The 18300-nt window shown below is 56.6% G+C and carries 20 protein-coding genes; 7 read left to right on the top strand and 13 right to left on the bottom strand.

Annotation, left to right across the window (positions count from 1 at the left end; all coding sequences use genetic code 11):
* Positions 1 to 19: 19 nt before the first annotated feature.
* Positions 20 to 919 (bottom strand): DMT family transporter, encoded by a 900-nt coding sequence (locus COO92_RS19005; protein ID WP_101304562.1) that lies wholly within the window; start codon positions 917 to 919, stop codon positions 20 to 22.
* Between the two features lie 251 nt (positions 920 to 1170).
* On the opposite strand from COO92_RS19005, the gene COO92_RS19000 reads away from it, so the two are divergent.
* Together COO92_RS19000 and COO92_RS18995 are read left to right on the top strand one after the other, a co-directional pair.
* A complete protein-coding gene (locus COO92_RS19000) occupies positions 1171 to 1638 on the top strand; it encodes a RidA family protein (RefSeq protein WP_101304561.1) in 468 nt (155 codons plus the stop codon).
* A gap of 137 nt (positions 1639 to 1775) precedes the next feature.
* On the top strand, positions 1776 to 2741 hold the full coding sequence (locus COO92_RS18995) for an NAD-dependent epimerase/dehydratase family protein (RefSeq protein ID WP_101304560.1): 966 nt from the start codon (positions 1776 to 1778) through the stop codon (positions 2739 to 2741).
* On the opposite strand, the gene COO92_RS18990 is transcribed toward COO92_RS18995, so the two are convergent.
* The gene (locus COO92_RS18990) at positions 2725 to 3051 is read right to left on the bottom strand and encodes a DMT family transporter (protein WP_101304559.1); all 327 of its coding nucleotides are present in this window, start codon (positions 3049 to 3051) and stop codon (positions 2725 to 2727) included. The two genes, COO92_RS18995 and COO92_RS18990, sit on opposite strands and share 17 nt — an antisense overlap.
* Positions 3052 to 3374: 323 nt before the next feature.
* Here COO92_RS18990 and COO92_RS18985 point away from each other — a divergent pair, with 323 nt between their 5' ends.
* Positions 3375 to 4565: an FAD-dependent oxidoreductase gene (locus COO92_RS18985; RefSeq protein WP_101304558.1), complete on the top strand. Its 1191-nt coding sequence runs from the start codon at positions 3375 to 3377 to the stop codon at positions 4563 to 4565.
* Between the two features lie 99 nt (positions 4566 to 4664).
* Here the strand turns inward: COO92_RS18985 and COO92_RS18980 are convergent, their stop codons facing one another.
* From COO92_RS18980 to COO92_RS18945, 8 genes are all read right to left on the bottom strand, one after another.
* Positions 4665 to 5495 (bottom strand): phosphodiesterase, encoded by an 831-nt coding sequence (locus tag COO92_RS18980; RefSeq protein ID WP_101304557.1) that lies wholly within the window; start codon positions 5493 to 5495, stop codon positions 4665 to 4667.
* A 20-nt stretch (positions 5496 to 5515) separates the two neighbouring features.
* A complete protein-coding gene (locus COO92_RS18975) occupies positions 5516 to 6613 on the bottom strand; it encodes an ABC transporter ATP-binding protein (protein WP_101304556.1) in 1098 nt (365 codons plus the stop codon).
* The gene (locus tag COO92_RS18970; RefSeq protein ID WP_101304650.1) at positions 6610 to 7428 is read right to left on the bottom strand and encodes an ABC transporter permease; all 819 of its coding nucleotides are present in this window, start codon (positions 7426 to 7428) and stop codon (positions 6610 to 6612) included. The genes COO92_RS18975 and COO92_RS18970 overlap by 4 nt, the downstream gene beginning before the upstream one ends.
* A 2-nt stretch (positions 7429 to 7430) precedes the next feature.
* Complete coding sequence (locus COO92_RS18965) at positions 7431 to 8234, bottom strand: ABC transporter permease (RefSeq protein ID WP_101304649.1); 804 nt, start codon at positions 8232 to 8234, stop codon at positions 7431 to 7433.
* A gap of 105 nt (positions 8235 to 8339) precedes the next feature.
* Positions 8340 to 9344 carry an ABC transporter substrate-binding protein gene (locus COO92_RS18960; RefSeq protein ID WP_101304555.1) on the bottom strand — a complete coding sequence of 335 codons (1005 nt, stop codon included), beginning with the start codon at positions 9342 to 9344 and terminating at the stop codon, positions 8340 to 8342.
* A gap of 17 nt (positions 9345 to 9361) precedes the next feature.
* Positions 9362 to 10384: a LacI family DNA-binding transcriptional regulator gene (locus tag COO92_RS18955; RefSeq protein ID WP_165792405.1), complete on the bottom strand. Its 1023-nt coding sequence runs from the start codon at positions 10382 to 10384 to the stop codon at positions 9362 to 9364.
* A 289-nt stretch (positions 10385 to 10673) separates the two neighbouring features.
* Positions 10674 to 12062 carry an ATP-binding protein gene (locus COO92_RS18950; RefSeq protein ID WP_240626519.1) on the bottom strand — a complete coding sequence of 463 codons (1389 nt, stop codon included), beginning with the start codon at positions 12060 to 12062 and terminating at the stop codon, positions 10674 to 10676.
* An 8-nt stretch (positions 12063 to 12070) separates the two neighbouring features.
* A complete protein-coding gene (locus COO92_RS18945) occupies positions 12071 to 12730 on the bottom strand; it encodes a response regulator transcription factor (protein WP_101304552.1) in 660 nt (219 codons plus the stop codon).
* A 208-nt stretch (positions 12731 to 12938) separates the two neighbouring features.
* On the opposite strand from COO92_RS18945, the gene COO92_RS18940 reads away from it, so the two are divergent.
* Together COO92_RS18940 and COO92_RS18935 are read left to right on the top strand one after the other, a co-directional pair.
* Positions 12939 to 13247 carry a PepSY domain-containing protein gene (locus tag COO92_RS18940; RefSeq protein ID WP_206186441.1) on the top strand — a complete coding sequence of 103 codons (309 nt, stop codon included), beginning with the start codon at positions 12939 to 12941 and terminating at the stop codon, positions 13245 to 13247.
* Positions 13248 to 13374: 127 nt separating this feature from the next.
* Complete coding sequence (locus tag COO92_RS18935) at positions 13375 to 13911, top strand: cytochrome b/b6 domain-containing protein (RefSeq protein WP_101304551.1); 537 nt, start codon at positions 13375 to 13377, stop codon at positions 13909 to 13911.
* Positions 13912 to 14136: 225 nt separating this feature from the next.
* Here COO92_RS18935 and COO92_RS18930 read toward each other — a convergent pair whose 3' ends face one another.
* The gene (locus COO92_RS18930) at positions 14137 to 14730 is read right to left on the bottom strand and encodes a TetR/AcrR family transcriptional regulator (protein ID WP_101304550.1); all 594 of its coding nucleotides are present in this window, start codon (positions 14728 to 14730) and stop codon (positions 14137 to 14139) included.
* Between the two features lie 130 nt (positions 14731 to 14860).
* Between COO92_RS18930 and COO92_RS18925 the strand changes: the two genes are divergently transcribed.
* Positions 14861 to 15598, top strand: a complete 738-nt coding sequence (locus tag COO92_RS18925; RefSeq protein ID WP_101304549.1) for an NIPSNAP family protein — start codon at positions 14861 to 14863, stop codon at positions 15596 to 15598.
* Positions 15599 to 15774: 176 nt separating this feature from the next.
* Here COO92_RS18925 and COO92_RS18920 read toward each other — a convergent pair whose 3' ends face one another.
* Together COO92_RS18920 and COO92_RS18915 are read right to left on the bottom strand one after the other, a co-directional pair.
* Positions 15775 to 16302 carry a sugar O-acetyltransferase gene (locus COO92_RS18920; RefSeq protein WP_276307574.1) on the bottom strand — a complete coding sequence of 176 codons (528 nt, stop codon included), beginning with the start codon at positions 16300 to 16302 and terminating at the stop codon, positions 15775 to 15777.
* 160 nt (positions 16303 to 16462) lie between these two features.
* Positions 16463 to 17431, bottom strand: a complete 969-nt coding sequence (locus tag COO92_RS18915; RefSeq protein WP_101304547.1) for an alpha/beta hydrolase family protein — start codon at positions 17429 to 17431, stop codon at positions 16463 to 16465.
* A 205-nt stretch (positions 17432 to 17636) separates the two neighbouring features.
* On the opposite strand from COO92_RS18915, the gene COO92_RS18910 reads away from it, so the two are divergent.
* Positions 17637 to 18299, top strand: coding sequence for a TetR/AcrR family transcriptional regulator (locus COO92_RS18910; RefSeq protein WP_101304546.1), 663 nt, complete (start codon positions 17637 to 17639; stop codon positions 18297 to 18299).
* Position 18300: the final 1 nt, after the last annotated feature.

Genomic DNA, 18300 nt, shown 5'->3' with positions numbered 1-18300 from the left:
GGCTTGCCTGTGCTGGCCCCTATTGGGCAGGCGTCGCGCGCAGCCTCCTGCCCGCCCGCATGCCCAGAATGCTATGCACAACAAGGGTCGTGATCACCACGGCCCCACAGATCAATGTCGTGCTGCTGGGCACTTCATGGATCACCACCCACACCAGAAACGATCCAAGGATCGCTTCATTGAGCATAATAAGCCCGACTTCGGCGGCCGGAATTTTGCGCGCCCCTGCTGAAATAAACAGGAAAGATACCGGCAACACCCAAAAACCCAATGTCAAAAGCCACAGCCAGTCAAGCCCATAGACCTCAGTCGGCTGCGCGCCGGGAACCATGGCAAGGGTCGCCATACAGGCACCAAACAGCATCGCCTTGACCGCATCAATTTCCGCACGCGCGCCAAGGACATTGAAAAACCCTGCCATGCAAAAGGCCGCACATAGCGCCAAAAGGTCGCCAAGCGCATTTTCACCGCCAAATCCGGCGCCGACAATCCCAACCAGCGCGACGACCACCACCACCGACGCCACCCATGTGCGCATCGGCTGGGCGCGTTTAAATACAAACACCCCCATCAACCCAGCCAGAAGCGGGGTTGCCGAAATGATCACCAACGTATTGGCCGCATCGGTATTGCGCACCGACAGGATGAAAAGCGCGCAGGTGCCGCCATAAAACATCCCGGTCAGAAGTTCGTACTTCCCCGGCAACACCGATGCCACGACACTGTCGCCGCGCCGTGCGCCCCGCCAAAGCGCGATCAACAGCAACGCCGTTGTCAAAAAGGCCAGCCGCCAGAATGTCGCTGTGATGTCGTCGGCCTTGATCAGACGGATCAACATCGCATCCGGCGAAATAATCAGAACCCCCAACAGGGCCAACCACCCGCCATGCAAATTATTCAACCGATCCCCAAATGACATGAATGCCGCCTTTTTTACGTGAGTGTTTTTGCCAGAACCGACATTCGGAACGCATAATATTCAGCATACAGTTGTGGAGGGCTTTGGCATCGATGGCAAATTCAAATTTCTCAATAATCTGAAAACCCTGCTCAGCCCTCCTCATCGGCCAAACACAGCACCGGACAAAAGAAACTGTTTTGTTCGAACGTCAAGATCGCTAAGTTTGCCGCAACATTCTTCGTCCCCACAGTAAAGAAGGACCCATCCTCATGGCTGGAAAAATTGACGCCCATCTTGCCGATCTTGGCATCACTCTTCCGACCGCCACCGCCCCGGTTGCCAATTACGTGCCCTATGTTATTGCGGGCAACCTTGTCCATATCTCGGGCCAGATCACCATGGAAAATGGCGAACTGAAGTTTGTCGGCAAACTCGGTAAGGATTATCAGGTCGAAGACGGCCAAAAAGCCGCCCGCCTCTGTGCGCTGAACTTGGTCGCACAGCTGAAATCCGCCATCGGTGATCTTGATAAAGTCACCCGCGTTGTCAAACTCAACGCCTTTGTGAATTCCGATCCGGCCTTCACCGATCAACCCAAAGTCGTCAACGGCGCGTCCGACACCATGGTCGAAATCTTTGGCGATGCTGGCAAACATGCCCGCTCAGCGGTTGGTGTTGCGTCCCTGCCGCTTGGTGTGGCCGTCGAAATCGACGGGATTTTCGAAGTCGCCAACTGATCCTGATCAGCACCTCCACATCAAAGCCGGGCAATCGCCCGGCTTTTTCATGCCCATTCATCGCAAAGCCCGCTTGACCCCAACCGTGGTTGAGGTCTGATAAATCGCGCATCACATCCCAAAAAGGAAAACCAACGATGCGCATTTTTATCACCGGCGGCACCGGCCTGATTGGATCGGCGATTGTTAAAAACCTGATCGCCTATGATCATCAGATCATCGCCCTCGCCCGGTCCGATGTCAGCAAGAACAAACTGATCTCAGCCGGGGCAACCCCAATCCCCGGTGACATCACCCAACCCCAAAAATGGTGCGCGGATTTACCCGATATCGACGCGGCCATTCACACCGCCTGTGATTTTTCCGATGCCATGGCGCAAATGGATGCAACACTTCTGGATCACTTGATCCCGGCCCTTACACGTCCAAAGCAACATCACTCCGGTCCGGTGCGGTTTATCTATACCGGCGGCAACTGGATGTATCCCCAAACCAACGCGATCCCGACCTCACCCGGCGTCATGACCGCCGTTGATGAAACCACCCCCTTTGACCCCTTGCCGGAATTTCTATGGGGGTTAACCGGCATCAAACGGGTTCTGTCGACCGCCAATCTTGCGGGCATCGTCATTCACCCATCCTGCGTTTATGACACCGGGGATAAGGGCCAAAGCGGAATACTTGCCCGCGATATCGAAACCGCCCAAACCGACAACCGCGTCACCCTTGTCGGTGGCGATGATATCTATCAACCCATGGTCCATGCCGATGATATCGCAGACCTTTACCGTCTGGCTCTTGAACACGCCAAACCCGGCGAAAGCTATATCGGATCGGCGATCAATGATGTCTCAACCCGTGAGGTCGCCGACCTGATCGCCACACATTTCGGATCGGAAAACTGTCAGATTGACACCATCAGCACGGCTGACGCCATGGCACGCTATGGCAACTGGGCCCGCGGCCTTGCCCATAATCAAAAGCTCAGCAGTGCCAAGGCCATGCAAGACCTTGGCTGGTCACCGCGCCATACCGATTTTGCCGCCGACATGGCACGTCATGCAAAAACCATTGCTAGATTGGGGCCTAACTCTCGCTGCTGATCGCCTTAAGGCCCACAACGCCGCCAATAATCATCAGAAGGAAAACACCCTTCATCACGGTCATCGGTTCCTTGAAAAATACCAAACCAATCACCGCAATCGCCGCGGTGCCAAGCCCGGCCCAAACCGCATAGGCCGTGCCAATCGGAATAACGCGCAAGGTTAAAGACAACACCCAGAAACTCAGGCCATAGACAACAAGTGTGATGACCGAAAACCGCCAATCGGTAAATCCGTTGGAGAATTTAAGCGACACTGTCCCGACAACTTCAAGACTGATCGCAATAAACAGATAAACCCAGGCAATCATGACAAAATCCTATGGTGGCATATGCGCAAAAACACGCGCATCGCGGGGCGAACCATCCCAAAATGGCCGATACGGCACCATGACGCAATCCCCGCATCCGCATAGCCACTGCCCGTTACAGGCATAATGCCCGCGCCCGATGTTCATCCCCGTGCTCATGCCCCGCACTGCACACGATCCGCACACGATCTGCATCAATCCAATTGCCCAAATCACCGCGTATAACCACCACCACGTATAACCATTGCGTCCATCGGGCCAAACGGGCACATTGCCCCAAATGACAGCATGCGCGTGACGGCAATTGACGAGGAAAAACGACAATGATCAAAACCGATATTCTGATCGCAGGCGGCGGCATCGCGGGCATGAGTGCGGCAGCACGGCTTGCGGCCGACGGACATTCGATCATCATTGTCGATCCGGCCCCGGCTGATATCGGCGAAGGATCCGATTTACGCACCACCGCCTTTTTGGAGCCGGGCATCGCCACCCTGAAAAAGGCCGGTGTCTGGGATGCGATCAAACCAACCGGGGCCGAGCTTCGCGTCATGCGCATTGTCGATGCCGGCGGCGAAACCCGCACCCCGCGCGAAACCGCCGACTTTGACGGGGCCGAAACCACGCAAGGTTTCTTTGGCTGGAACGTCTCAAACAAGGCCGCGCGCGTTGCCCTGATGGCAAAGCTCGCAACCCTTGAAAACGTCGATTTCCGCTTTGCCACCACCGTCACCGGCTTCACCGGCACCGCGCGCGCAGGGCTCATCGAACTGTCTGACGGCGAAACGGTGGAGGCCAAATTGGTCATCGCCGCGGATGGCCGCAATTCATCGCTCCGTGACATGGCGGGCATCACGCACAAACGCTGGGCCTATGATCAAAGTGCGATGGTGTTTGTCGTCACCCACGACCAACCGCACGATAACATCTCAACCGAAATTCACCGCACCGGCGGACCACTGACCCTCGTTCCCATGCCTGATCTTGATGGCAAACCCTGTTCATCGGTGGTCTGGATGACCCCGGCCAAACGCGCCGATGAATTAAATGCGCTAACCGACGACGCTTTGTCGGACGCTATCACCCACGACACCATGAACCTGTTTGGACCGCTTACCGTCGCAAGCCCGCGCGCGGTCTTTCCAATGATTTCACAAGTCCCCGGCCGCCTGATATCTGCGCGCCTCGCCCTGATCGCCGAGGCCGCCCACGTCGTCCCACCAATCGGCGCGCAAGGGTTAAACATGAGCCTGCATGACATCGAAACGCTGGCCGAATTAATCGCCCGCGCCAAACACAATGATGAAGACATCGGTGCCACCAGCCTGCTCAAATCCTACGAACGCAAACAACTGCCCAAAACACTCGCCCGTGTCGGCGGCATTGATTTGCTTAATCGCGCATCCATGTTCGAACCCAAAACACTACGCGACCTGCGCTATGCGGGCCTGACCGCGATCAACCGCATCGGCCCGCTTCGCAAACTCGCCATCAAGGTCGGGGTTGGGAAATAACCCACGCGCCACACACAACCAACTGACCCAAATCCGTCATTCCCGCGAAGAGCCTGTGCCCGCGAAGGCGTGGTACGGGAATCCATGGCGCGGTGTGATTTAGACAATCAACTTGCCATCCGCCCCAAAAAACGGATGCGGTCCGTCAAACCGATCAATATAGGCCAGATGCGTCATAAGGCTTTTCTGGTCCGTATCCCAAACATACAGATGCATCGCAGGCGGCTCCATCACAAAGGCCGATGGTCCATCCTCGCGCAGATCAAGTGCCACCTGATGGGCAACCGACGGCCCAATGATCAACGGCACCCCGGCCCAGATCGTATGGATCGGGCGATGCACATGACCGCATAAAACCGCCTGAACTTTATCGCGATGGTCTGACACAATCGCCGCAAGTTCGTCTGCTCCGGTCTCAAGCTTCTGCGCATCCATATGGGCAATACCGGTCACAATCGGCGGATGATGCATGAAAATCACCGATGGTTTTTGATCCCCATCGGCCAAAACGCTGCGCAACCATTTAAGTTGCTCGGCTTGCAAAACCCCACCCGGTTTGCCTTCATCAAGCGTATCAAGCGCGATCAGGCGCAAGTCAAAGTCATCGACAACGTAATTGACGAAATCGCGTCCCGGCGCAACCGGCGTCGCATCGGCAAAGGCCGCCCGCAGCGGCCCGCGCCGGTCATGATTTCCCGGCACCATGAAATACGGGATGGTCAAACTTTTCAGGATTTCCGCCACCAACGCATATTCATCCGGGGTGCCCAGATCACCGATGTCGCCGGTAAACAAAACAACGTCCGGGCGCGGCATCATCGCCTCGACATGGGCGACTGCGTTTTCAAGTGCGCGTGCGGTATCCACCTTGCGATAGGCAAGCCTGCGACCCGCACCAACATGCAGGTCGGTCAATTGTGCAATCAGCATCTTTTTCGTGTCTTTCTTGATTATCTTGCCTGCGAAACGGCTGTTGTGCTGTCGCCTCTGGCGGGGAAAACGGTCAATCGATCCGGATTGATCTGGCAATGCACATCCGCCCCGGCGGTAATGATGTCGTCGGCATGGGTATCAATCATCACCGCATGCATTCCAATCCCAGATACGGTTAACCGCAACCGTTCACCCAAATACGAAACGGCTTCGACCCGGCCGGTGAAATGCGCATGTGCCGCATCACAGGTCGAAAGCCCGTCGGCACGGAAAAACAGCTCAACCGGTCCCTGATCAATGATCGCCCCGTGGCGCGGATCAAACGCATCGACCGCATCAAAAACATGGTTTCCGATATGCAATCGTCCGTCGCGCATCTGCCCGTCAAGCAGATTGGCCGCCCCGACAAAATCGGCAACAAACGGGTTTTGCGGCTTGCAGTAAATCTCGCGCGGGGTGCCGATCTGGGCAATTTCACCCTTTTGCATCACCACAATCCGGTCCCCCAGCGCCATGGCTTCTTCCTGATCATGCGTCACATAAACCGCCGTAATACCCAACTTGCGCAACAGGGCATTAATCTCGGTACGAAGACGCACTCGCAACTTCGCATCAAGGGCGGTTAACGGCTCATCAAGCAACAAGACACGCGGCTGCACCGCGATTGCCCGTGCAAGGGCGACACGCTGTCGCTGCCCACCCGAAAGCTGATCAATCGCCCGATCGGCAAGCATTTCGATATGCATCATCTCCAGCATCGCCTTGACCCGTGCATCGCTTTCCTCACGCGATACCCCATGCACCTTCAGGCCATAGGCCACATTCTGTGCCACGGTCATATTGGGAAACAGTGCATAGGACTGAAACACCATACCGACCCGGCGCTTTTCGATGGATTGATGGGTGACATCATCGCCATCAAACGTAATCACCCCGCCTTTATCTGGGAATTCCAACCCGGCAATCATGCGTAATATGGTCGTCTTGCCACAGCCCGACGGGCCCAGCAAAACAATGGTTTCCCCACCCTCAATCGTCAAATCGAACGGTGCCAGCGCGCGCGTGCCATCGGTAAAGGTTTTCGCACAATCGCGAAGCTTGATCTGTGTTGTCATAATGTGTCCTCCGCCGTCTCGATGCGCTTGGACACACGCTTGCCGCGATCGGCAAGGGTCTGCATCGCAATCAGCAACGGCATAATCAGTACAAAGAAAATCAGGGTATAGGCACTGCCGATCTCAAGACGCATCGACGCATAGGCATCGGCAAGCCCGACCGGCAAAGTTTTGGTCAGCGGCGTATGAAGCATCCACGTCAGATTGAATTCACCAATCGACAAGGTCACCACCATCAACGCACCAGCCAGAATGCCCGGCTTGGCATTGGGCACAATCACGGTAAAGAACCGCCGCCAGAACCCGGCACCAAGGCTGGCCGCCCCTTCTTCAAGCATCTTCATATCCATCGCCGACATCACAGCGGCAACAGATCGCACCATGAAGGGCAATGTAAACAACACATGCCCGGTCAGAATGAAAAGCCAGCTCGACCGGTATCCACTCACCCCGCCATAGGTAATCAAAAGGGCTAACGCCAATGCCAATCCCGGGATCGCCACCGGCAGGGTCAGCAATTCCTCAAACAACCGCGTCAGCCGACCGGGCCGACGCACCAACACATACGCCAAAGGCACCCCGGTCACCAACGTCACCGCCAGACACACCAGCGCAATCCAAAGCGACAAAAGGATACTGGCGGTATAAAGGTCCCAGACCTCGATGATCCAGCGAAACGTCAATCCCGATGACAGCCCCTGAAACACATTGACCGTCACCCCGGCCAAGGCCGACATCACAACCGGCACCACGATAAACAGGCACAACACAATCGTCAGGCCAAGCTGGCTGTAAAACTTCCAATCACGGCGCATGGTCATGCCCCTCCACGTGGCGCAACATCGGCGGAACTTCCGACAAAGCAGCGCACCGCAAACAAAACCGCCCACGTCATCGCACCCAACGCAATACTGAGGGCTGCGGCCACCGCCACATTGGCATTACGGGTAAACTCGGTATAAATCACCATCGGCAGGACATCGATGTCGGTGGCCAGTGTAAAGGCCGTGCCAAACGCCCCCATCGCCGTGGCAAAGCAAATCGCCCCTGATGAAATAAGACCGGGCATCAATCCGGGCAGGATCACATCCTTGACCACCCGCCATGTCGGCGCGCCAAGCGACCGCGCGGCTTCTTCAAGCTGCGGATCAAGCTTTTCGGCCGATGCCATCACCGCCAAAATCACCCGTGGGATCGAAAAATACAGATAGCCAATAAACAGCCCGCTGATTTCATAGGCAAAGACAAATTTCTCGCCAAAAATCGCATCACTGATGCTGCCAATAACCCCTTGCCGTCCGGCCAGCATGATCACCATGAAACCAACCACCGTGCCCGGAAAGGACAACGGCAATGTCAAAAGCGCGGTCAGCACGTTGCGCCCGGCAAACCGGTTGCGCACCAAGAACAACCCGCACACCGCACACAGCACAAGCGCGGTCAATGTCACGCCGGCCGACATCACAAGTGTCTGGACCAAACTGGCAAAATACCGCGCGTTGGTCAGGATCACGAAATAGGTCGCCCAGCCATCCGGCCCATCTGCCACCCGCATCGCCACAAGTGCGAGCGGGATTAGGAAAAACGCCGCAACGATAATAATGCCCGGCATCATCAGCATGGCCAAAATCGCCGGGCTCCCGACACCGGGTGTGGCCTGGCGCGAAAACCCAAATGGGAAAGAAGGGCGCGAACGCCCCTCTTTAATGTTGTGAGCCCAAGACACTTAGCGCACCTCAGACAGATAACGGTCGCCAAAGCCCGACTGAACGTCCGCCATTTTGGCGTAATCAACCGGCTGCGAACGTGCATAGTCATCCGCTGGCAGGAATTTCTCGGAGGCTTCTTCCGACATCGCCGATGCGATCACCGGACGCAGGAAGGCATTCGCCCAATGGGCCTGACCTTCGTCTGACATCACGTAATCCAGAACCTTTTTGCCATTGTCGGCATGCGGACCATTTTTGGTCAGGCTCATGACATAGGGAACAGCAACCGTACCTTCGGTCGGAATGACAAAGGCGACATTCGCTTCATCTTTGTACTTCGCACGGTAGGCATTGAAATCGTAATCAATCAGGATCGGAATTTCACCCGACAGAACACGCGCATAGGCGGTCTGTTTTGGCACAATCGGGTCGTTTTCCTTGAGTTTTTTGAAAAACTCGATACCCGGCGTGAAATCATCAAGCGTTCCGCCCATCGCACGGTTGATCGCAACCGCACCAGCGTAACCGACAAACGCACTCGACGGGTCAAGATAGCCCACCATGCCTTTGTATTCCGGCTTCAAAAGGTCCGACCAGCTTTGCGGAACAGCCGCACCGTCAAGGGCTTCGGTATTAACAAACAGGCCAATCGTGCCCGAATGAATGGCAAACCATGCGCCTTCGGGATCTTTCAAACCATCGGGGATTTTATCGAAATTGGCCGGTTTATAATTGGCAACAACGTCTTCCTGTTTGGCTTTGATGCCAAATGACACACCGTAATAGGCGACATCGGCAACCGGATTGTCTTTTTCCGCCAAAAGCTGCGACAGCGTCTGGCCAGAGTTTTTGTTATCCTGCGGCACGGTGATATCAAGATCGCGCGCAATGTTCTTAAGCTGTCCACCCCAATCGGCCCATTCCGGCGGGCAGTTATAACAAATCGCGACATCATCGGCGAACGCGGGCTGCGCGGCGACAACCGCAAACGCAGCACCCAATACAAGTTGTTTGAAACGCACTTTTAATCTTCCTATACTCAGGTTGATGAACGGCGCCGGAATGGTCCAATGGACTCCCCGTCGCTTAGATGATGAGGCAGCAACAAACTCTGTGGGTTTGCCTGCCCCTTGATCAGGCCACGCAGGAATGCAAGCGCCTGCTGGCCCATCTCTTGGGTGGGTTGAACCGCCGAACACAGTTTTGGCGTGATCAGCCCACCCACAGAAATTCCGTCAATACCGCCCACCGAAACATCATCGGGGACGGACAATCCATGCGACCGGCACGCACTGATGGCGGCAATCGCCAACATGTCGGTCGAACAGACAAGCCCGGTGACCGCGGGTTCACCGCACAGTAAATCTTCAAGCTGGTCTTTAAGGTCGGCTTCGCCGAATTTCACCTGCACAAGATGCGGGTTTTCAAGGCCGGCGGCCTGCAACGCCTGACAAAACCCGTCATAGCGCTGGCGCGATCTGTCTGAACTTTCAAACCGCCCGGCCACCATCGCAAGCGAGGTATGCCCCTTGGCAATCATTGCATTGGTAATGTCAAAGGCCGACCGGGCGTTATCAACGCTAATGGCCGCAACATCCCCTCGGCTGGGTTGATTAAACAGCAACACAAACGGAATGTTTTCCGCCTGCAACAAATCAACAACCGGGTTGTTGTCGGCATTGGCCAACGTCAAAATCAGCCCGTCGACGCGATTGTTCAAAAGCGTGGATACCGCCGCCATCTCACGTTCGGGATCATATTCCGATGACATCAAAATAACCGTCAGGCCGCAGGCATGGGCTTCCTGTTCAATCCCCTGCACAGAGGTTGCAAAAACCGGATTGGCAAGGGTCGGCACCAACACACCGACCGTGCGGGTCTGGGTCATCTTTAACCGCCGCCCATTGATGTTGGGCCGGTATTTCAAATACGCCATCGCCGCCGTCACAATCCGGGCTGTTTCGGCCGGGACGTCGTCGGGGAAATTGATCACCCGCGAGACGGTCGCGATGGACAAACCTGATTTACGCGCAACATCGCGCATGGTGGGCTTCGATGACATACTCAGCAACTCCTGTAACGCCCCCACCATAGCGACGTTACAAGTCAGTCTGATAACGCATTTGTTTCTGTTTTATGAAGGTTTGAAACGTTTACATTGGCGCAAATCAGCCACTTTCCTGTTTGGCCCAAAATGCCGGACTCACCCGTTTTTGCAGGCCTCCCTCGCCAACATATGCCCACCTGCGCGGGCATGACGGGTAAAAGAACACCCAAATCGACGTCACTCCTGCGCAGGCGGGAATCCATGGCGCGGCACCCTCTCCCTATCTGGGAAAGCACGCCCCCGCTTAACTCTGATGCAGCCAAAGCTCCGCCATAAAGCCATCCACATGATCCGGGCGCGGTGACGATAACGTCAGCTTTCCACCGGTATTTTGCATGATGGTTTCGACAATCGAAAGACCAAGCCCCGCCCCGCGTGCCTTGGTCTGGGCGCGTTTGAACCGTGCGGTAAGCTCGGTCATATCACGCGGGTCAACAACATCGCCGCCATTGCTCACCCGGATGACGTTGCTGCCCTTTATCTCGATCACCACCGGCTGGTTTTCATCGCCATGTTTAAGCGCATTTTCAATCAGATTGCGCAGGCAGATCGCAAAGGCATCGACATCAATATTGGCGTTGAGCGCCGCGGCATTTTTGCCATCCCATTCGATGCGCCCCGCCCCGTCTGACACCCGTTCAAGATCATCAATCACAAGCCCCAATGTCGTGCCAAGCTTCTGATTTTTCCCCGTCGGGCTGGTGCCTACCCCGGCCTCTGCACGGGCAAGCTGAAGCAGCTTTTCCGACAACCTTGATAGGCGTTTTAACGATTCTTCGGTCTGCTGCGCACGTTTAAGCCCCGGATGATCGGCCGGAAGCTCCAGCAAAAGCCGCTGCGTCTGCGCCAGGGCGGCTGCAATTGGCGTGCGCAATTCATGGGCACTGTGGGCAGTAAAGGTCCGCTCGGCACGCAATGCCGCATCAAGCTTTTCCATCAACCGGTTAACCGCGGTAATCATGGTGTGGATTTCATCGGGCGCGTCATCTTGCTCAATCGGCGCAAGATTGCCTTCGCTGCGCGCCTCAATATCATCGCGCACGCGGCGTACGGGTTGCAATCCCTGGCGCACGGCAAAAATAATGCCGATGATCACGGCGGGAATAAGCACAATGATCGGCAAAAACTGCGCGCTGACACTGGCAATCAGCGCCTCGCGCCGATGGCTAAGCGGTTCGGCAATCTGAATGATCCGCGCCCCGTCCTTGACCACGGCGGAATAAATCCGAAAATGATCGTCGGTATAAAACCCTTCAAGCAACGGGGCGGAAAACGGTTCTTCCTCCGCATTGGCAGACCGCAGCAAAAGCCGCCCGGACACATCGCGCACCTGATACATCAGGTAATCGGCCCCGATTTCATCATCGCCTTCGCCGCGATCCCCGGTTTTGTTTTCGCCCTGTTCGGGGCTTTCGACCACCACGGTTGCCGTGTCTCTGCCATGATGTTTGAGGTAATCATCCATCAACGGGGCATAGCGATACGCCGATTTGACAAGGCTGCTGTCAAAAACTTCCTGCATCTCGTGATACATCGTAAAATCGGCCAGAAGCGACCCGGCGATCCAGAAAACACCAACCATCACCGTCAGGCGTTTGGTCAGGGCAAATTGCAGGCTTTTGGTCGAAAACATCCGCATTCTCATCCCCCCACCCGATAGCCAACACCGCGCACGGTTTTAATCACATCGCGGCCCAGTTTGCGCCGCAGGCGACTGACATAGACCTCAACCGTATTGCTTTCGATCTCCGCGCCAAATTCATACAGCGCCTCTTCAAGCTGGCGTTTGGAGAGTGTCTGTCCGGGGCGACGCACCATCTGATCGAGCAACGCCCATTCGCGCGATGTCAAATCAATCTGCGCGCCGTTAATCAGGACCACCCGCCCGGCGAGATCCACCTCCACCCCACCGGCAAGTGCGACAAACGGGTTGGGATTGCCGCTATAACGCCGTGCGACCGCCGATAACCGTGCGGATAACTCATTTAAATCAAACGGCTTGACCAGATAATCATCCGCCCCGGCATTCAGCCCCTCAATCCGGTCGGAAATCTGGTCTTGCGCGGTCAGGATGATGCACGGCATGGCCGATCCATTGCGCCGCAAAACCCGCAACAAATCAATCCCGCGCCCATCGGGCAGGTTAAGGTCAAGCAACAGCACATCATAATTGGTCCCGCGGATCATGATTTCCGCGTCACCAATGCTTTCGGTGTGATCGACCGCCTCGCCTGCGGCCAGCAAATGATCGCGGACCGCCTCGGCCAGCATGACCTCGTCTTCCACCAGAAGAATGCGCAAAACTTACCCCCACCTGCATGTCATCAATCTGCATGTCATCAATGTGACCCGCCTGACTATCGACACTTCCTGACAGCCACCTGAACGCACGGCTCCCCACCCTTCAGGCAGGCGTCAGGAAACCCCGCCATTCTTTGCCTCGCTGGACGCAGATGGCGTCGCTTGAGTGTGTCTTTTTCGTCTTTGATCTTTATGAAGGAACTGCGCTGTGAAAAGAACTGTTTTCCCATCCGCCGCCAAAAGCCTTATCGCCATGACCCTGCTTGCCGGGGCATCTTTGGCCGTCCTCGTCCCCCCGGCCCGCGCCGATGATGACATGTGCAACGTGCCCAAGGCCGACTGGCAGACCAAAGAAGCGCTGAGTGCAAAACTCACCGCCGAAGGCTGGGACGTCCGCAAGGTCAAGGTCGAAGACGGCTGTTTTGAAGTCTATGCCATCGATGCGGCGGGCAAAAAGGTCGAAGCCTATTTCAATCCGGCAACCCTTGATGCCGTCAAGATCAAACAGGAAGACTAACCGCCGCCGTTAAGCTGATTTTTGGCGGGCCAATGCCCACTCTGGCAGATGCCCGCCAAAACCTTCTGTCGGCCACCACACTGACCAACCCCCAACACTAAGCAGCCCCGAACAAGGAAAGCACATCATGTCATCGGTAAAAGTATGGGACCCGTTTGTCCGTCTGTTTCACTGGGGCCTGGCCGCAAGTTTCGCCGTCGCCTGGATCACGGCGGATGACTGGGACACCCTGCATCACTGGGCGGGCTATGCCGCCGCCGCCCTGATTGGCCTGCGTCTTGTCTGGGGATTAATCGGCCCGCGCTATGCCCGCTTTACCCAGTTCATCAAAAGCCCGGCCGCCACCATCGGCTATCTGTCCGACATCATCCGGGGTCGCGAACGCCGCTATATCGGTCATAACCCGGCGGGCGCTGCGATGGTAATGGTCTTGATCGTCGCCATGCTGGGCTGTGCCTTTACCGGCTGGCTTTACACCACCGATGCCTTTTGGGGATCGGACTGGGTCGAGGAAACCCACGAAACTCTCGCCAATGGTTTGCTGATCCTCGTTCTGGTCCATATCGGCGGCGTGTTGCTGGCCAGCCTGCGCCATCATGAAAATCTGGTGCGTGCGATGATCACCGGCAAAAAACGCCGCGCGCTTTCTGACGACATCGGCTAACGCCAACACGACCCTTTAGCCGACCTCCCTCAACATCCGGCTCCCTCAACACCTGTCCCAAACTTGCAACCGCGCCCTCACGGGTTCGGTTGCTTTTTTTGGGCCGCGCTTTGGGGGCAGGGCCGATTAACTTGGTTGGAATGGCAGACCCGAAAAGTGATGATGACACCGCTGCCGAAGCCCGCTGCCGCGAACGCACTTGATCCCTGATCCACACGCAACGCCTCACGGAATAATCTGATCTAGCATATCCCGGCAATCGCGAAGCGGCCTCACATCCTGTCGACTTTTGGCCATCGCCATCGCCCCGGAATAGGCCGCAATCACAAACCCGGCCAGACTGTCGGCTTTTTCTGCATCTTCCAAGCATCCCGTACCGGCCAATTCCACGCCAAGAGCCCCTTGCCAGCGATCAAAAATCGCCGCACAGGCTGTCTGAAAATCCCCATCCCCACCCGAAAGCTCCAGCGCCAGATTGTTAAGCGGACATCCTGTTACCCTGCCCCTGCCCTCAAGTTCAGTGATAATCGCCGTCATCACCGCGAGAATTCCGGCCTTGGCCGTAACCGCCTTTTGCACCGGCACGATCCAGCTTTGCGCCACCGCCCCGGCAACCCGCGCCTCCAGAACTGCAAGGCCAAGCTGCTTCTTGCTTGGAAAATGATGCGAGAACGCTCCGCCGCTGACCCCGGCCAGATCACGGATTTCGGTCATCGCGGTCGCGTGATAGCCGCGCGCAACAAAGGCCACAAACGCGGCATCAAGAATACGGTTGCGCATGCCTTCCGGGTCATTGCTGCGTAAACGTTGCGGGCTCATGGGCTTTCTCCTGACAGATTTGGGCATATCCCTGCCCTGTCTTATCCTATCGCAGCTTGACAAAACAGGACAAACATCCTGTTAATATAAACAGGTCATTCATCCTGTTTTAACAGTCAAGGTTCCAACCATGCCCCGCACCATGCATACCGACATCATCGAACTGCGCCGCTACCGCCTCAAGCCCGGCACCCGCCAAACCCTGATCGATCTGTTTGATCGTGAATTTATTGAAAGTCAGGAGGAATGCGGCATGTCAGTGATCGGCCAATTCCGCGATCTTGACGATGCCGACAGCTTCGCCTGGTTGCGTGGCTTTGCCGATATGGAGACGCGTGCGGCTGCATTGGGCACATTTTACACCGGCCCTGTCTGGGCCCGTCACTGCGACACTGCCAATGGCACAATGGTCAATTCCGATAATGTGCTGTTGCTACGTCCGACAAGCTCCGCCACCGGGCTAGCCACCCCGGCTCATCCCCGCCCGGCTGGCGTCAACACAGCATCGCCACACAGCCTGATCGAAGCAAATATCTGCTCACTCGCACCGGGCAAGGCATCCGGGTTTGCCGCCTTCTTCGCCGAAAAACTGCGCCCGGTTATGCAGGCATGCGGGGCCGATATTCTTGCTGAACTGATCACCGAAACCGCCGACAACAGCTTTCCGCGCCTGCCGGTCCGTGACGGTGAAACTGTCTTTGTCTGGCTGTCATGCTTTAACAATGCATCAGATTACGCCACCTTCACCGATCGCCTGGCCTGCCACCCGGATTGGCAACATGGCCTTGCCGCCGAATTCGATCAATGGCTATGGCGCCCCCGCGAAACCCTGCGCCTTGCCCCGACAACGCGCTCACATGTGCGCTAGACGGCGAACATCCAAATTGCACCAAAAACACAACCGGACAAGATAGGGCAAAATAGGCCAAAATAGGCCCCACTACCGCAAAAGTAACGGACGGGGAAAGCCATCCCCGTCCCCCCTCATGCATGCATCGGTGCAAACCGGGTCCTTTGTGCCGCAATCTTCCCAAAGGACGACAATCAGCCCATCACCCGCGCCGGATTCCCCACCACCGTCACCCCGGCGGGGACGTCCTTGGTCACCACCGATCCGGCACCAACAATGGCATTATCACCAATCGTGATGCCGGGCAGGATAATTGCCGCGCCGCCGATCCAGACGTTTTTGCCAATCGTCACCGGCATCGCGCGTTCAAGGTTCTGCTGACGAAGTTCTGGGTCCTTATGATGGTCCGCACAGTAAATCTGCACATTGGGGCCCAGCATCGCATAATCACCAATCGTCACCGGCGCACTATCAAGAACAACACACCCGGCATTGAGAAACACCGCCTTGCCAAGCGTGATATTCACCCCGTATGCGCAATGAAATGGCGCCTCGATCCGCGCATCCCCGGCACAGGCGGCAAACAGTGCGCGCAACTTTTCCCCGATATTGCCACGCACATCGGGCGGGGTCGTGCTGTGTTCAAACGCCGCCGCACGCGCTGCTGTGCGCAATGCTTCAAGTTCTGGGTCAAGGCAGGAATACCAATCGCCAGACTTCATTTTTTCTAACGCACTCAAAGGCATGGTGATCCGTGGTGTTGTTTGGGGTCAGTATCCTAAGACATCAACACGTTACGTCGGATTACACGCCTGCGCAATCACCACCGCATCGCACCCAAACAGGTTGCGGAGCACCATGCTTTGCTGCGCTACTGCTGCGCTATTTGGCCGTCACATGCGCAAGATCCCCGGCATGGGTCGCCAACCCGTCGCACGCCCGTGCCCATGATCTATCGCCATCATAAAGGGCGGACCGGACATAGGCCCACGTCATGCGCTGCGTAATTGCCAAACGATCCGGGTCCTCGTCATCGGTTTCCTTGGCATCATATCCGGCAATCCCGCCAAGCCCGTGTTTGCCCCCGACAAGGGTCAACAAGGCATCACTGCCCGGCGCATGGTAAAACGGATCGGTATGCCATGCCGCCCCGCGCGTGGTCAGATGCGGGTTCACATCACTGTCCCCTGCCACCACCAAAGTCCGGGTGGTCAAATGGGCAAAATCCGGATTAAGTGCTGTATAATTCTCACGTGCATGGGGACTTAAACTATCCCCCCCATTGCCCGGTGCCGCCAACAACACACCGACTTTGATGCGCGGTTCAATGAGGTTCACATCCCTAGCATCCGGGTCTTTTATGTCGGTCAACCGCGCACCGAGCAACATGCCCACCGTCTGCCCGCCAAGCGAATGGCCGACCGCCGCGATCCTGTCATGGTCAAGCCGCCCGTCAAGCACCGGACTTGCCGCCTCGATGTCTTTGAGGTGATCAAGGATCAGCTTGAAATCCTCCACCCGCGACCGCCAGAAAAACGGCGCACCGGGCGCATCCATGTCAAACCCGGCAACCTTCGAATTGCCATGTGTTGGCTGGATCACGACAAAGCCATGCTCGGCATAAAAATTGGCCAGCGGCCCGTAACCGTCCTTTGACGGGATATAAAGCGACGGTCCATGCCCGTGCGACAACAAAATAATCGGTAAATTCCGACCCTGCATCGGGGCGGTAATCCGCATTTCGATCGGCTTGGGCCGGTCTGCGGCATCAAGCATCACCGGGGTGATCGAAATGGTTGAAACCGGTTCATCCATCGGAATATGCCGCGCCGTAGTGATCAACTTGTTCATGCTCGGTCTCCTTGAAACTGGTTGGCGAAGCTAAAGATTTCGCCTATATATCGTGAAACGGAACAATGATCCGCACCACAAATGGAACATCGTTCCGCTTACGCAAACCAGATACGGAACATTGTTCCGTTTATCAAGGGCAAATGTGACCGGGCGGTTCCCGTATCACAGCAAAAGACCGATTTTAGGGTTGGAAAACAACGCGATGGCCAAAGAAACCCCGACCGAAAAAAAAGTCGCCACCGCCACGAGCACGACCCGCTCGACCAATACCACCGCCACAAAAGCACCGCGCACCACGCGCGCCCCCCGTGCCGATGCCCTGCGCAACGAAGACGCGCTGCTCGAAGCCGCCAAGGTGGTTTTTGCCAATATCGGGGTTGATGCACCGGTGCGTGAAATTGCCGCCCAGGCCGGGGTGGGTGTTGGCACGCTGTATCGCCGTTTTCCCACCCGCAGCGACCTTGTCGTCGGGGTATTCAAACGCGAAGTCGATGCCTGTGCTGCCGAGGCGCCCAAACTGGCCACCGCCCACCCACCGGGCGAGGCGCTGTCACGCTGGCTCAAACGCTATTGCCAGTTCATTGTCACCAAAAAGGGATTGGCCTCCGCCCTGCATTCGGGCGATCCGGCCTTTGACGCCCTGCCCGCCTATTTCCGAAGCAACTTTGAACCGGCCCTGACCGATTTGCTGGCCGCTGCTGCCAAGGCCGGTGAAGCCCGGCACGATGTGGACGCCTATGACCTGCTGCGCGCGATTGGCAACCTTGCCAGCACGGGTGGGAAGGACGGCCCCGATGGCATGGAACATACCTATCGCATGCTTGATCTGATGATTGACGGGTTGCGCTTTGGCACGCCGCGCTAAG

Origin of the sequence: Thalassospira lohafexi (genome assembly GCF_002844275.1) — a bacterium.
Classification (GTDB): domain Bacteria; phylum Pseudomonadota; class Alphaproteobacteria; order Rhodospirillales; family Thalassospiraceae; genus Thalassospira; species Thalassospira lohafexi.
Note: the sequence above shows the minus strand (reverse complement) of the source record. Positions and strands in the feature narration are given on the sequence as shown.

Coding starts and splice junctions, on each gene's coding strand:
- COO92_RS19005 (WP_101304562.1), bottom strand. CDS start 919: ATGTCATTTGGGGATCGGTTGAATAATTTGCATGGCGGGTGGTTGGCC.
- COO92_RS19000 (WP_101304561.1), top strand. CDS start 1,171: ATGGCTGGAAAAATTGACGCCCATCTTGCCGATCTTGGCATCACTCTT.
- COO92_RS18995 (WP_101304560.1), top strand. CDS start 1,776: ATGCGCATTTTTATCACCGGCGGCACCGGCCTGATTGGATCGGCGATT.
- COO92_RS18990 (WP_101304559.1), bottom strand. CDS start 3,051: ATGATTGCCTGGGTTTATCTGTTTATTGCGATCAGTCTTGAAGTTGTC.
- COO92_RS18985 (WP_101304558.1), top strand. CDS start 3,375: ATGATCAAAACCGATATTCTGATCGCAGGCGGCGGCATCGCGGGCATG.
- COO92_RS18980 (WP_101304557.1), bottom strand. CDS start 5,495: ATGCTGATTGCACAATTGACCGACCTGCATGTTGGTGCGGGTCGCAGG.
- COO92_RS18975 (WP_101304556.1), bottom strand. CDS start 6,613: ATGACAACACAGATCAAGCTTCGCGATTGTGCGAAAACCTTTACCGAT.
- COO92_RS18970 (WP_101304650.1), bottom strand. CDS start 7,428: ATGCGCCGTGATTGGAAGTTTTACAGCCAGCTTGGCCTGACGATTGTG.
- COO92_RS18965 (WP_101304649.1), bottom strand. CDS start 8,234: ATGCTGATGATGCCGGGCATTATTATCGTTGCGGCGTTTTTCCTAATC.
- COO92_RS18955 (WP_165792405.1), bottom strand. CDS start 10,384: ATGTCATCGAAGCCCACCATGCGCGATGTTGCGCGTAAATCAGGTTTG.
- COO92_RS18950 (WP_240626519.1), bottom strand. CDS start 12,062: ATGTTTTCGACCAAAAGCCTGCAATTTGCCCTGACCAAACGCCTGACG.
- COO92_RS18935 (WP_101304551.1), top strand. CDS start 13,375: ATGTCATCGGTAAAAGTATGGGACCCGTTTGTCCGTCTGTTTCACTGG.
- COO92_RS18930 (WP_101304550.1), bottom strand. CDS start 14,730: ATGAGCCCGCAACGTTTACGCAGCAATGACCCGGAAGGCATGCGCAAC.
- COO92_RS18925 (WP_101304549.1), top strand. CDS start 14,861: ATGCCCCGCACCATGCATACCGACATCATCGAACTGCGCCGCTACCGC.
- COO92_RS18920 (WP_276307574.1), bottom strand. CDS start 16,302: ATGAAGTCTGGCGATTGGTATTCCTGCCTTGACCCAGAACTTGAAGCA.
- COO92_RS18915 (WP_101304547.1), bottom strand. CDS start 17,431: ATGAACAAGTTGATCACTACGGCGCGGCATATTCCGATGGATGAACCG.
- COO92_RS18910 (WP_101304546.1), top strand. CDS start 17,637: ATGGCCAAAGAAACCCCGACCGAAAAAAAAGTCGCCACCGCCACGAGC.